Annotated in this window: 12 protein-coding genes and 1 pseudogene; 5 read left to right on the top strand and 8 right to left on the bottom strand. The window is 62.3% G+C overall.

All coding sequences use genetic code 11. The features are described 5' to 3' along the window. Positions 1 to 191: 191 nt before the first annotated feature. The 6 genes and pseudogenes from FJ938_RS23155 to FJ938_RS23180 all read right to left on the bottom strand — a co-directional run bounded on the left by FJ938_RS23155 (position 192) and on the right by FJ938_RS23180 (position 4,429). Positions 192 to 659, bottom strand: a complete 468-nt coding sequence (locus tag FJ938_RS23155) for a DUF1203 domain-containing protein (protein ID WP_140697766.1) — start codon at positions 657 to 659, stop codon at positions 192 to 194. 176 nt (positions 660 to 835) lie between these two features. Next, a pseudogene (locus FJ938_RS23160) lies at positions 836 to 1,114 on the bottom strand (OmpA family protein); the annotation flags it as partial. A gap of 61 nt (positions 1,115 to 1,175) precedes the next feature. Beyond that, positions 1,176 to 1,739, bottom strand: coding sequence for a GNAT family N-acetyltransferase (locus FJ938_RS23165; RefSeq protein WP_140697838.1), 564 nt, complete (start codon positions 1,737 to 1,739; stop codon positions 1,176 to 1,178). Positions 1,740 to 1,744: 5 nt separating this feature from the next. Beyond that, positions 1,745 to 2,611, bottom strand: coding sequence for a 3-mercaptopyruvate sulfurtransferase (gene sseA / locus FJ938_RS23170; RefSeq protein WP_140697769.1), 867 nt, complete (start codon positions 2,609 to 2,611; stop codon positions 1,745 to 1,747). Between the two features lie 40 nt (positions 2,612 to 2,651). After that, complete coding sequence (locus FJ938_RS23175) at positions 2,652 to 3,395, bottom strand: alanyl-tRNA editing protein (RefSeq protein ID WP_140611589.1); 744 nt, start codon at positions 3,393 to 3,395, stop codon at positions 2,652 to 2,654. Beyond that, positions 3,395 to 4,429 carry a cysteine synthase A gene (locus tag FJ938_RS23180; protein ID WP_140697772.1) on the bottom strand — a complete coding sequence of 345 codons (1,035 nt, stop codon included), beginning with the start codon at positions 4,427 to 4,429 and terminating at the stop codon, positions 3,395 to 3,397. Before FJ938_RS23180 ends, FJ938_RS23175 begins: the two co-directional genes overlap by 1 nt. A gap of 224 nt (positions 4,430 to 4,653) precedes the next feature. Between FJ938_RS23180 and FJ938_RS23185 the strand changes: the two genes are divergently transcribed. Continuing rightward, the gene (locus tag FJ938_RS23185; protein ID WP_140697774.1) at positions 4,654 to 5,475 is read left to right on the top strand and encodes an SDR family oxidoreductase; all 822 of its coding nucleotides are present in this window, start codon (positions 4,654 to 4,656) and stop codon (positions 5,473 to 5,475) included. A gap of 93 nt (positions 5,476 to 5,568) precedes the next feature. Beyond that, on the top strand, positions 5,569 to 6,543 hold the full coding sequence (locus FJ938_RS23190) for an alpha/beta fold hydrolase (protein ID WP_140697777.1): 975 nt from the start codon (positions 5,569 to 5,571) through the stop codon (positions 6,541 to 6,543). Positions 6,544 to 6,659: 116 nt separating this feature from the next. Here FJ938_RS23190 and FJ938_RS23195 read toward each other — a convergent pair whose 3' ends face one another. Beyond that, on the bottom strand, positions 6,660 to 8,084 hold the full coding sequence (locus FJ938_RS23195) for a DEAD/DEAH box helicase (protein WP_140697779.1): 1,425 nt from the start codon (positions 8,082 to 8,084) through the stop codon (positions 6,660 to 6,662). A gap of 403 nt (positions 8,085 to 8,487) precedes the next feature. Between FJ938_RS23195 and FJ938_RS23200 the strand changes: the two genes are divergently transcribed. Continuing rightward, a complete protein-coding gene (locus FJ938_RS23200) occupies positions 8,488 to 10,020 on the top strand; it encodes an acyl-CoA carboxylase subunit beta (RefSeq protein WP_140697841.1) in 1,533 nt (510 codons plus the stop codon). Positions 10,021 to 10,055: 35 nt separating this feature from the next. Here FJ938_RS23200 and FJ938_RS23205 read toward each other — a convergent pair whose 3' ends face one another. Beyond that, positions 10,056 to 11,585 (bottom strand): NAD(P)H-hydrate dehydratase, encoded by a 1,530-nt coding sequence (locus tag FJ938_RS23205; protein ID WP_140697782.1) that lies wholly within the window; start codon positions 11,583 to 11,585, stop codon positions 10,056 to 10,058. Between the two features lie 357 nt (positions 11,586 to 11,942). Between FJ938_RS23205 and FJ938_RS23210 the strand changes: the two genes are divergently transcribed. Together FJ938_RS23210 and glnA are read left to right on the top strand one after the other, a co-directional pair. Then, entirely contained in the window at positions 11,943 to 12,281 is a 339-nt protein-coding gene (locus FJ938_RS23210) for a P-II family nitrogen regulator (protein ID WP_140611573.1), read from the top strand. 60 nt (positions 12,282 to 12,341) lie between these two features. Continuing rightward, positions 12,342 to 13,751, top strand: coding sequence for a type I glutamate--ammonia ligase (glnA, locus tag FJ938_RS23215; RefSeq protein ID WP_140515442.1), 1,410 nt, complete (start codon positions 12,342 to 12,344; stop codon positions 13,749 to 13,751). Positions 13,752 to 13,807 lie beyond the last annotated feature (56 nt).

Here is a 13,807-nt window from a genome sequence, read left to right on the forward strand (position 1 = left end):
GGCGGGCTTTTTTTGTTGCGCGGGAGGATTTGCGCGAAGCGCGGACAACAAAAAAGCGGAGCCAAAGCCCCGCTTCCTCGATGTCGAGATCACCGCCGGTTCATCCGCGGTCGGCCAATCGATCGACAACCGCTTTCTATCGCATCTATGCGACGGGAGTAAGACAGTGTTTCCTGCTCGCGTTTTTTGCTTCAGGCCCGCTCAATCCGGCACTGGTAGCAATTGTTGCGCGCCGAGCGGACATGCACATAGGCAATGTCGTCACGCTCGAAAAGCGTCTCGGCTCGAGCAGCGATAGCCCCGGTCGGGATGACACCGCCGCTGCCGTAGACGATACGATCATCCCTGCCATAGCCGCGCACGATGTAGTCCGGGCCTTCGAGAATCGCGGGGAGCGCCTCCGTCTCGGCGGCGCGCTCGCACTCTTGCGCATGCAAGAAGACCGGCCCGGTTTCGGCGTAGGGCTGCAGCTCCGGGAATGGCCGATAGGCAAGGATAAGGTAGGCATCGCCGGCCGCGATGTTCCTGAGACAGTGCCGGCAAGGCATGCCATCGCCGTCGGAGGTCTTCCGCTCGGGCGTGCGGCCATAGGCATCGGGTCCGCCGCGTTGGAGGAGCCTGACATCCTCTGTCGGCAGAGCTTTGAACTGGATGGTCATGATGAAAATCTCCGGTGCTGTTACCCGGAAATTATGGCTTTGGACCGATGGTTCCCACCCGATTCATGCCAAGGATCGAGGGGCTGATCTCATTTCGGCGATCAGCCACTCTTGGAATAGGTTGGGGGCGCGGAGCCGAATAAGCCGGCTAATTACCGCGTTGATTCACTCGGAAATCAGCGGATGAAATCGTCAAAGCGCCGCAACGTTACCCTGCGACGAGCAGGAACTCTTCTCCGTAGCCACCGGTTTCCAAGACATACCCGATACACATCGGTGTGGCCTTCGATCAGCACGTGCGCACCTGGATTGCGACGCAGGATGCGCTGAAGCGCGTCGGCGATGTTCTCGATCTTGTCGTATTGCGAAATGGAAATGGCCGCCGAGCCGAAGGCGAAATTGATCGACTGAATGTCGATCGAGCGCGCCATGCGGCGCAGATCCGGCCGGCGCTTGACGCGGCCGAAAAGGCTGCCTGAAGCGCCGATGAACGGGTGGTTCAGATTCCGGCTGGTGTCACGGCCGCATGACGCTGGCCGAACGCTCGGCAAAAGGCAGCGGATGCACCACCTCTTTCTTCTGCGCGACGGGCGTGAAGCCGAGCTTCTGGTAGAGCGGCAGAGCCGCCGGATGGTCAAGCGTGCAGGTCTGCACCGTCACCCGTTTCGGCCCATACGACCATGCCGCGGCGATCGCCGAGCCCAGGAACCAGCGGCCGATGCCTTGCCCGGTCGCATGTTCCATCATGCCGAAATAGGCGAGTTCCACTTCCTCCGGCAAATGCGGCTTGAGATCGAAGAAGCCTGCCGGCGAGCCGTCGAGGTAGAGCACCCTGATGTCGCGGTCCTCGCGGTGGATGCCGGCCGAAAGCTCGTCGTCATCCAGCCGCAGAACATTCACCCAGTGCCATTTGCGCCCCACCCGGTCCATTAGGTAGCGGTAAAAATGCAAGGGAATGTCTCTCGTCTTCAGCAACGCGACCTGGCGGTTGTAGGGCATCGGTGGCGAGACGGCAGGAGGCGCATGCATTTCGAGAAAAGTCACCGTGACTTCAATGTCTTGCAACGCGCCGTTTTCCATCGTGCTCATTCCTTGCCGGTCGTCGCGGGGCCGGTCACGACAGGCGTGTTCGAAAGCCCGCCCCACTCGGTCCACGAGCCGTCATAAAGCCTGTTGTCGGTGTGGCCAAGCGTCTCCAGTGCCAGAGTGACCACGGCCGCGGTGACCCCGGAGCCACAAGATGTGACCACGGGCTTCGACAGGTCAATGCCGGCGTCCTCGATCACCTTGCGCAAACGATTCTTCGAAAGCAGAAAGCCGTTCTCCGATAGCGCGGAATACGGCACATTGCGCGCGCCAGGCATATGGCCGGAGCGGACGCCGGCGCGAGGCTCGGGCTCGGCGCCTGTGAAGCGGCCCGGTCCCCGGGCATCGGCGATCTGGCTTGTCCCGGTCTCGACGATCCGGCGCATGTCGGCCAGACCGGCGACGCGACCGGCGTCGAAATCGGCATGGAAGATGCTTGGCGCGATCTTCGTCGGTTCAGCCGTTATTGGCCGGCCAGTTGCCTTCCAGCCGTCGAAGCCGCCGTCCAGAATGTAGGTCTGGAAAACGCCCATAATGCGAAACATCCACCACGCCCGCGGTGCCGAGAAGAATCCCGGACCGTCATAGACGACAATCGTGTCGTCGGCCGAGACGCCCATCGCACCGACATATTGCGCAAAATGCTGAGGCGACGGCAGCGTATGCGGTAAAGCGGCGTCGGGATCCGAAACCGCATCCTGATCCAGGAATCGGGCACCGGGAATGTGGGCTGCATCATATTCGGCGCGCGCGTCGCGCTTTTGGGCCGGCAGGTACCAGGACGCGTCTACAATGGTCACACCAGGCTCGCCCAGGCGCCCCTGCAACCAGTCCGCATCGACGGTGAAAGGACTGTCTTCGGCCATTCTCGTTCTCCCTATCCCGGGTAAAACAAAGCGTTGCGTGTCAAGCCGCCGGCATCGGGCCGAAGCGGATGCGGAAGCGCCTGTTTTCGCGGCCCTTCTTTTCGATCTTGCCGATATGGATTTCGCCTATTTCCCCAGTGCTTTTCACATGCGTGCCACCGCAGGGCTGGCTGTCCACCGAGGCGTTCTCACCGATGCAGACCAGGCGGATCTTGCCGGTACCGACCGGCGGCCGGACGTTCTTGGATTTCACCAGGCCAGGGTTCGCGGCAAGTTCCTCGTCGCTGATCAGCCTGGTGAAAATCGGATGATCAGCCCGCACCAGATCCATCAGGCCCGCCGTCACCTCTTCCCTGGTGAAGCTCGCGTCCGGAATGTCGAAATCGACACGGCTGTCGTCCTCGGAAACCGCCGCGCCCGTGATCGGGAACGGGCACACGACTGTGAGCAGATGGCAAGCCGCGTGCATGCGCATCAACAGGTGCCGACGTTCCCAGTCGATGGCGAGTTTCACCTTCTCGCCGACGGCCAAGGCCGCCTGCTCGGGCGCCGGCACAAGAATGATCTCGTCCTTGGTCTCACCTGTGATGGTGGCCGCGACGGCGATCCGGCTGCCATCGGCGCGTTCGAGATAGCCGGTGTCTCCCGGCTGGCCGCCCGACGTGGCGTAGAAGATCGTCCGGTCGAGAATGATGCCGCCACGGTCGTTGACATCAACGACCGTCGCGTCCGCCGTGCTGAGATAGGCGTCGTCACGAAACAGCGCCTGTGTCTTGTGCGCCATCACGCGACCTTCTCGAAAGGCACCGAAATCTTGCTCTGCAACTCCATCCAGCCCGGCACCGGAAGGTTCTTCTCGCGCAGGAACTGCGGGTTGAACAATTTTGACTGGTAGCGCGTGCCGTAGTCGCAAAGAATGGTCACGATGGTGTGGCCGGGGCCTAATTCCCTGGCCAGCCGGATCGCGCCGGCGATATTGATGCCGGTCGAGCCGCCGACGCACAAACCTTCTTCCTGGATCAGGTCGAAGACGACCGGCAGCGCATCCTCGTCCCTGATCTGGAAGGAAAAGTCCGGCGTGAACCCTTCGAGATTGGCGGTGATGCGTCCCTGCCCGATGCCTTCGGTGATCGAACTGCCCTCGGACTTCAACTCGCCGCTGGTGTAGAAACTGTAGAGCGCGGCCCCCAATGGGTCGGCGAGCGCGATCTTCACGTCCTTCCTCTTGGCCTTCAGCCCCATGGCGACGCCGGCCAGCGTTCCGCCGGAACCCACCGCGGAGACGAAACCATCGACCTTCCCGCCGGTCTGGGCCCAGATTTCTTCCGCAGTGGAACGGATGTGGCCATCGCGGTTGGCGACATTGTCGAACTGGTTGGCCCAGATAGCGCCATTCGGCTCGGTTCTCGCCATCTGCTCGGCCAGCCGTCCCGACAGTTTCACGTAATTGTTGGGGTTCTTGTAAGGCACGGCCGGCACTTCGATCAGCTCGGCGCCGAGCACCCTGATCGTGTCCTTCTTTTCTTGGCTCTGCGTGTCCGGAATGACGATGACGGTGCGGTAACCAAGCGCCTTGGCGACAAGCGTCAAGCCGATGCCCGTGTTGCCGGCCGTCCCCTCGACGATGACGCCACCCGGCTGCAGCAGGCCACGCTGCTCAGCGTCGCGGATGATGAACAGGCCGGCGCGATCCTTGACCGACTGTCCAGGATTCATGAACTCGGCCTTGCCCAGGATCTCGCAGCCGGTTTCTTCGGAAGCTTTGTTGAGGCGGATCAGAGGCGTGTTGCCGATCGCGTCGATCACAGAACGGGGCATTCAGGATTCCTTGTGTGCGTGCGCCGAAACCCTAGAAACCCGGCGCTTCGGTTTCAAGGCAAGAATTGTCTGGTCCAGTCGCATTTCCGGCGCTGCGACGCATCGGCATTCTCGAGACTGGGCCGATGTCGCACAGTTCATTTGCGCTCACGGCCGAAAAGCACTCTTTTCATTCGATTTCTTCGCCGCTAGAGCAAAGCACCAACAACTCGGCGGGGCGCAGCATGACACTCTATCGGGCCGATCCGAAACACGGCGTCGCCTGGGTCACCGGCGGCAGCAGCGGCATTGGGCGCTCGCTGGCCAGGGATCTGGCCTCCCAGGGCTATGCGGTGGCGGTGACAGCGCTCGACGACGATCCGATCGACACGCTCATCGTCGAGACGGCGCAGATGCCGGGCAGCGTCACGGCCTTTCCCTGCGATGTCACAGACGAGCCGCGCATGGCAAGAACGGTCGCCGCGATCGAGAAGGAGCTCGGCCCGATCGTGCTCGCCGTCTTCAATGCGGGAAACTACATCTCCACGCCTGGAGAGGCTCTCGTCGTCAGCGATTTTCGTCATTCCTTCGAGGTCAACTATTTCGGCATCATCAACGGGTTGGTGCCGCTCGTGGAACATATGCGCGTGCGGGCGCGCGGCCATGTCGTTCTGGTCGGCTCGGTCACCGCCTATTTCGGCTGGCCGACCACGGCCGCCTATGGCGGCACCAAGGCGGCGATCAACATCCTGGCCGAGTCCCTGAAGTACGATTTCGACAAGATGAACATCCGCGTCCAGGTAATAAACCCCGGTTTCGTCGACACACCGCTGACCGAAAAGAACATGCTGCCGATGCCGGGGCTGATGCCAGTCAGCCGTGCGACGCGCCGCATGGTGCGGGGCATCAAATCCGGCGGCTTTGAAGTCACCTTTCCGTATCGCACGAGCTGGCCGCTGAAATTTCTCGCCCTGCTGCCGAGGCCATGGTCCCGATGGGTGATCAGCCTCACGACCAGCTGGAAGGCCCGGCCGCTGCATTACGAGCGCAAACGGCCCGCCGAATAGAATGCCTACAGGATTGGTGGTTTGGCGGCCTGAACGACCGTTGCCTGTTCACGGCCACCACCATAGGTTTGTTGTTGTTACGTGGAGTCTGGGATGGGGCGACGGATCGTGCTTGCTGTGCTGGGCCTGATCGCCGTCCTTGCACTGATCTTGGTATTTGGTCCCCGAGTTCCCGTCGATACCACGGTCCACTTCAATCCTTCCGTGATCGGTGACGATCCGCAGGCCTATGTGGCCAAGGCGGAAGCCGGCGTGCCCGGCATCCGCGATGGGCTGGAGAAGGAGATCATCTGGGCCAACCCGATGGTGCATGCCAAGACGCCGCTGTCGATCGTCTATATCCACGGCTTCTCGGCTTCAAAGGGCGAGGTCCGCCCCCTGCCCGACGAGGTCGCCGAGCAACTCGACGCCAACCTCTTCTATACCCGTCTTACCGGGCACGGCGAGGGCGGCGCGGCCATGACGCAGGGAAGCGTCAATGCCTGGATCAACGATTATGAGGAGGCACTCGCCATCGGCCGGGCGATCGGCGACAAGGTGATCGTCATCTCAACCTCGACCGGCGGCTCGCTGGCGGCATGGGCGGCAACGCAGCCCGGCGCATCGGAGGGGGTGGCGGCCATAGCGTTCATCTCGCCCAATTTCGGCGTGAAGGCATCCGGCGCCGAGATCCTGACCATGCCATGGGGCAAACAGATCGCCGAACTCGTTGCCGGCAAGGAACGCAGCTTTGTGCCGCACAACGCGCTCCACGAAAAATTCTGGACCACCAGCTATCCGATCGCCGCGACGATGCCGATGCAAGCGCTGACGGAACTTGCCTATGGCGCGCCGGTGGAAAAGACGACCATTCCTGCCCTGTTCATCTTCTCGGATATGGACAAAGTGGTGCGGCCCGACCGCACGCGCGAGATTGCGGCGCGTTGGGGCGGCGCGCATGAGCTGGTCCCCATGGAAAGTACGGGCGATCCCGACAACCATGTCCTTGCCGGAGACGCGCTGTCGCCGTCGACCACGGCTTTCCTCGTGCAACGGATCGCGGTCTGGGTCGAAGCTGTCGCCAAATAGCGGCGCCAATGGGGGGCCCCCGGATATGAAAAGACCGGCCGAGGCAATGCCTCAGCCGGCCTTTGATCACCAGCAGTCGAGCCAGGCCAATTGATCTGGCTCGACGCGGATGATGATCAAGCAGCCCGCGCGGCGGGCCGCCTGCCGCCAAAGCGGCGCTTGTTGTTGCCCTTGAAGGGCTTGGCGCCTTCCGGCTTGCGTTCGCCGGCAAAGACCGGCTTGTCGCCGAAACGCTTCTTGCCGAAGCCGTTGTTCTGCTTCTTCTCGCCGCCGGGCCGTCTGCCGTCGCGACGGCCATTGTGATCGGCACGGTCATTGGCCGGCTCGCGGCGCTCGTTCTTTTCCGCCGGATTGCGAACCGGATCGGGGCTGCCCAGATGGTCGCCAACAACAGGCAGCTTGGTGCGGATGATGCGCTCGACCTGACGCAGCTTACTGTTTTCCGAAGGATCGCAAAGCGTGATCGCGATGCCGTCCTTGCCGTTGCGGCCGGTGCGGCCGATGCGGTGGACATAGCTTTCAGCCTCGTCCGGCAGGTCGAAATTCACGACATGACTGATGCCGGGCACGTCGATGCCGCGCGCGGCGATATCGGTCGCGACCAGAATGCGCACCGATCCATCACGAAAATCGTTGAGCGCCTTCTGACGGGCATTCTGCGATTTGTTGCCGTGAATGACGGCGGCCTTGAAGCCATCGCGCTCGAGATCCTTGGTCACCCGGTCGGCACCATGCTTGGTGCGCGAAAAGATGATGACGGACTTCATCGCTTCGTCGGCGAGCATCGTCGACAGAACCTGACGCTTCTGCTTGGTGCGGGCAAAAACGACGCCCTGCACGATCTCGGTGGCCGCAGTGCTTTGCGGCGAGACCTCGATACGGACCGGGTGCTTCAAAAGGCCCTTGGCGAGTTCCGCGATTTCGTCCGGCATGGTGGCCGAAAACAGCGCCGTCTGGCGATCAGGCGCGGTCGCCTTGGCGATGCGCTTGACGTCGTTGATGAAGCCCATGTCGAGCATGCGGTCGCCCTCGTCCAGCACCAGCCATTTGGTGTCGGAAAGGATAAGGTCGCCTTCGCGCACCAGATCGGTCAGCCGGCCGGGCGTGGCAATCAGGATGTCGACGCCGGGAGCGACCTTCTTCACCTGGCTGAAGCGCGAGACGCCGCCCAGCACGAGCGCTGTCGAGACATGCGCGCCCTTGGCGAGGATCTTGATGGTCTCCTCGATCTGCACGGCGAGTTCGCGGGTCGGCGCCAGGATGAGCGCACGCGTCGTCTTGGCGCGGCGCTTGGTGCCGAGCCCTATGATCTTCGACAGGATCGGCAGCGCGAAGGCCGCGGTCTTGCCGGAGCCGGTCTGGGCGATGCCGAAAATGTCGCGGCCTTCCAGCTGCGGCGGGATGGCCTGCACCTGGATCGGCTTCGGATCGGCGAAGCCGGCGGCATGGGTGGCCTTGAGCAGCGCACCCGTGATTCCCAGCGCCGCAAAACCGGAGAGTTCCGCGGTGTCATTGCCGGGCAAAGTGTTTTCGTTGGTCAAAATAATCTTCTTTCACGCGGCCTCTGGCCGCAAACATCAATGGCGGCAGGGCGCAACCTGCCGTCGGACAACATTGTCATGGAACGACAAGGCGGCGGACGTAACCGTCCGCGCGGCTGCGCTGTCGTGCCCGCATGCATCATGCCACGGGGCTTTTTCACCACCTTGCCAACCAATCAGGTCGATCAGCCGAAAAGAGGGAAAACAGACGCAACCAGTCTCATTCGTCGAGAAGGCCGGATTCGTTCCCGGCCCAAGCGCCTATGCCGTGCATATGGCTGAGTTCGCCTCGAAATGCAAGGGCGGCATGTTGCAACGCAGCAAAAACAGCCGAAAACGGGCGCTTGCGCTGCCCGGCGGGCATGATTACCACAAACGCAGCTTCGATTTTGGGGACTACGCGATGAAGGACGTGCTGAAGGAACTCGAGCGGCGGCGCGACATTGCCCGCATGGGCGGCGGCCAGGCGCGCATCGACGCCCAGCACAAGAAGGGGAAGCTCACCGCGCGCGAACGGATCGAGGTGTTTCTGGACGAGGGCTCGTTCGAGGAGTTCGATATGTATGTCGAGCATCGCTCGACCGATTTCGGGATGGAAAAGACCAAGATCGCCGGCGACGGCGTCGTCACCGGCTGGGGCACGGTCAACGGCCGTCCGATCTACCTCTTCGCCAAGGATTTCACCGTATTCGGCGGCTCGCTGTCGGAAGCGCATGCCGAGAAGGTCATCAAGGTGCAGGAGATGGCGCTGCGCAACCGCGCGCCGATCATCGGTCTCTATGATGCCGGCGGCGCCCGCATCCAGGAAGGCGTCGCGGCCCTTGGCGGTTATGCAGAGATCTTCCAGCGCAATGTGCTCGCGTCGGGCGTCATCCCCCAGATTTCCGTGATCATGGGTCCGTGCGCCGGCGGCGACGTCTATTCGCCCGCCATGACCGACTTCATCTTCATGGTGCGCGACACCTCCTACATGTTCGTCACCGGTCCGGATGTGGTGAAGACCGTGACCAACGAGACGGTGACGGCCGAGAGTCTCGGTGGCGCCTCGGTGCACACGACGAAATCCTCGATCGCCGACGGCGCCTATGACAATGATGTCGAGGCGCTGCTGCAGATGCGCCGGCTGGTCGACCTGCTGCCGGCTTCCAACACATCGGAACTCCCCGAGATCGAATGCTACCAGTCGGTCACCGACCATGATCTGTCGCTCGACCGGCTAATCCCCGACAATGCCAACAAACCCTATGACATCAAGGAGTTGATCCTGAAGGTCGCCGACGAGGGTGATTTCTTCGAGATCCAGCAGAGTTTCGCGAAGAACATCGTCACCGGATTCGGACGGATCGAGGGCCGCACTGTCGGCTTCGTCGCCAACCAGCCGATGGTGCTGGCCGGCGTGCTCGATTCCGATGCCAGCCGCAAGGCAGCGCGCTTCGTGCGCTTTTGCGATTGTTTTTCCATTCCGATCGTCACCTTCGTCGATGTTCCGGGTTTCCTGCCGGGCACCGCGCAGGAATATGGCGGGCTGATCAAGCATGGCGCCAAACTGCTGTTCGCCTATGCAGAGGCGACCGTGCCGAAGATCACCGTCATCACCCGCAAGGCCTATGGCGGCGCGTATGACGTGATGGCGTCAAAACACCTGCGCGGCGACATGAACTATGCCTGGCCGACGGCGCAGATCGCCGTGATGGGCGCAAGAGGCGCGGTCGAGATCATCTACCGCAAGGACATTGGCGACCCCGAAAAGATCGCGGCCCATACAAAGACTTACGAGGATCGTTTCCTGTCGCCCTTCGTCGCTGCCGAGCGCGGCTATGTCGACGAGGTGATCATGCCGCATTCGACCCGTCGTCGTGTCGCACGGGCACTGCGCATGCTGCGCAACAAGGACATGCAGAACCCCTGGAAGAAGCATGACAATATTCCGTTGTGAGCTGAATGTTGCCGGCGCCCCATAAGCGCCATTGATCAGAGCACGCCTCGGGCGGCGACCAGTTCACCTAGCACCGATACCATTGCCTGTGGCAAGTCCTCGGCGATCAGGCCCGGCCCGAACCGGCTGCCGGCCTCGGCGTGAATCCACACCGCCGCGCAGGCCGCTTCGAACGCCGGCATGCCTTGCGCCAGCAGCCCGGCGATGATGCCCGACAGCACGTCGCCTGATCCGGCGGTGGCAAGCCAGGCCGCGCCGTTGGCATTGATCGCCGCCCTGCCATCGGGCGCGGCGATCACTGTGTCGGCGCCCTTGTAGACAATAACGGCATTGGCCCGCGCGGCCGCCGCACGCGCCTTGTCCAATTTGGATGAGGTATCGTCACTGGCGATGTCCGGAAACAGCCTTGCGAACTCCCCTTCGTGCGGTGTCATGACAAGGTGCGGCGCGTTTGGTTGGCGAGCGGCTTCGAACAGGACGTCGGGCGCCTCGCGAAACGAGGTGATCGCGTCGGCATCGAACACGAGACCATCGATCTGTGCGGAAGCATCCTTTGCCTGGCCGGGGGCGAGGAGCGTGAGCCCAAAGGTCCGTGTCTTTTCGCCGACGCCAAAACCGGGCCCGAGGACGAAGGCCGACGGCCGGCGCTCCGCGACAAACGCCTTGATATCGGCGGCCTCATCGGCCTTGCGCAGCATGATCGAAGTCAGATGGGCGGCATTGACCTGCATGGCATTGCCAGGCGACAGCACGGTCACCGCCCCTGCTCCGCTTCGGGCCGCGGCAAGCGCCGACAGCCGCGCCGCCCCAGTAGCGTTCGGGCCGCCGGAAAAGACACCGGCATGGCCGCGCTTGTATTTGTGGGCGTCGACAGCCGGCACCGGGAAATCGTCCAACCAATGTGCTGGCGTGTTCTCCAAGGTGCGGGGTTGTAGGCGTGAAATGATATCGTCGCCGATGCCGATATCGGCGAGCACGATCTCGCCGCAACGTCCGCGTCCCGGCAGCAACAAATGGCCGGGCTTCTTGCGCGCGAACGTCACGGTCACGGCGGCGGTAAATGCCACGCCCAACACTTTGCCGCTGTCGCCCGAAACGCCCGAAGGCAGATCGACCGCGACAACCGGCAAATGCCTGTTAGTAGCAATATCGACCGCCCTGGCGGCATCACCGGACAGCGGCTTGGACAGCCCTGCCCCGTAAAGCGCGTCGACCACGATCGAGCCGGGCTGGGCTTCAAAGCCGGACAGCGGCCGGCGCGCGACCGGGCACTCGGCCGCGGCCAGCGCCGCGTCGCTTCGCGGCCTCGGCGCACCGGATGCCCAGACTGTCGTGGCGAGGCCGCTGCCAGCCAGGATACCGGCGACGACGTAGCCGTCGCCGCCATTGTTGCCGGGCCCGCAAAGCACATGGATGTGCGCCGCCTGGGGATAGCGGCTGAAGACCTCGGCCGCGACGGCTTCGCCGGAACGGCGCATCAGGCCGATGCCGTCGACTGGACCTGCGGCAATCGTCAGCCGGTCCGCCTCGCCCATCTCGGCGGAAGTAAGAAGTTCATCGCTCATGGATTGCCGATCCGCATTCGATCAAGCATTGTCCAGTTTTCGAGCCGAAGCAAACGAAGAGGGGAGTCTTTATCAGCTGCGGCTAAGTCGCTGGACGAGCATCAAGGCGCAAAACTGCACGCGGGATGGGCGATCTGCCTAAGTTTTGTGCGGACGCGGGCGCTGGCACTGTGTAGGCTTCGGCAGCCCATGCCGTATTCCGTGCATCGTATGACGCGAAATTGCATCCCGGCGCGGCATGGCTTCGAAATCGTATGAGACCGCTGCGAATCCAGCTATCTGGCACAGTTCGTGCTTGATGGGAGCGCAAGCGGGGGCTCACAACCCGTTTTTTTGGCAGTGGAGGCCACTTTCTACATGAAAAAGATCGAAGCGATCATCAAGCCATTCAAGCTGGACGAAGTGAAGGAAGCGCTTCAGGAGGCCGGACTGCAAGGCATCACCGTGACCGAGGCCAAGGGTTTCGGTCGCCAGAAAGGCCACACCGAACTCTATCGCGGCGCCGAATATGTCGTCGACTTCCTGCCCAAGGTGAAGATCGAGGTCGTCCTCGGCGACGACGCCGTCGAAGGCGCCATCGAGGCCATCCGCAGGGCGGCCCAGACCGGCCGCATCGGCGACGGCAAGATCTTCGTCTCCAACATCGAGGAAGTCGTGCGCATCCGCACCGGCGAAACCGGCATGGACGCCGTCTGAGGCGGCCATTCTCCCCAAAACGTCATCATCGAAAAACGTCATCACACAGGGATACACGACATGACGACAGCCAAAGACATCATGAAGCAGATCAAGGATAACGACGTGAAATTCGTCGACCTGCGCTTCACAGACCCGAAGGGCAAGCTGCAACACGTAACGATGGATGTCATCGAGGTCGAGGAAGACATGTTCGCCGACGGCGTCATGTTCGACGGCTCCTCGATTGCCGGCTGGAAGGCCATCAACGAGTCCGACATGGTGCTGATGCCCGATCCGGAGACGGTGCACATGGATCCGTTCTTCGCGCAGTCGACCATGGTCATCCTGTGCGACATCCTCGATCCGGTTTCGGGCGAGTCCTACAACCGCGATCCGCGCGGCACGGCCAAGAAGGCCGAAGCCTACATGAAGTCGGAAGGCATCGGCGACACCATCTATGTCGGCCCGGAAGCCGAGTTCTTCGTGTTCGATGACGTCAAGTACAAGGCCGACCCCTACAATACCGGCTTCAGGCTCGATTCCACCGAACTGCCGTCGAATGACGACACCGACTACGAAACCGGAAATCTCGGCCACCGCCCGCGCATCAAGGGCGGCTATTTCCCGGTGCCGCCGATCGATTCGGCGCAAGACATGCGCTCCGAGATGTTGACCGTGCTCGCCGAAATGGGCGTGCGTGTCGAAAAGCATCACCATGAGGTGGCCGCCGCGCAGCACGAACTCGGCATCAAGTTCGACACGCTTGTCCGCAACGCCGACAAGATGCTGATCTACAAATACGTCGTGCACCAGGTCGCCAACGCCTACGGCAAGACGGCCACCTTCATGCCGAAGCCGATTTTCGGCGACAACGGCTCGGGCATGCATGTGCACCAGTCGATCTGGAAGGGCGGCAAGCCGACCTTCGCCGGCAATGAGTATGCCGGCCTGTCGGAAAGTTGCCTGTTCTACATCGGCGGCATCATCAAGCACGCCAAGGCGATCAACGCATTCACCAACCCGCTGACCAACTCCTACAAGCGCCTGGTGCCGGGCTATGAAGCGCCCGTCCTGCTCGCTTATTCCGCGCGCAACCGCTCGGCCTCCTGCCGCATCCCGTTCGGCTCGTCGCCGAAGTCGAAGCGCGTCGAGGTCCGCTTCCCCGATCCGGGCGCGAACCCTTACCTCGCTTTCGCCGCCATGCTGATGGCCGGCCTCGACGGCATCAAGAACAAGATCCATCCTGGCCAGCCGATGGACAAGGATCTTTACGACCTGCCGCCGAAGGAATTGAAGAAGATCCCGACCGTCTGCGGTTCGCTGCGTGAAGCCCTGCAGAGCCTCGACAAGGACCGCGGCTTCCTGAAGGCCGGCGGCGTCTTCGACGACGACCAGATCGACAGCTACATCGAGCTGAAGATGGCCGAAGTGATGCGCTTCGAAATGACCCCGCATCCGGTCGAGTACGACATGTACTACTCGGTCTGAGATCTCTTGGGATAGCATTACAAAGCCCTTGAAGGACGTCCTCCTTCAAGGGCTTT

The sequence above is a fragment of the Mesorhizobium sp. B2-4-14 genome (assembly GCF_006442155.1).
Taxonomy (GTDB): Bacteria; Pseudomonadota; Alphaproteobacteria; order Rhizobiales; family Rhizobiaceae; genus Mesorhizobium.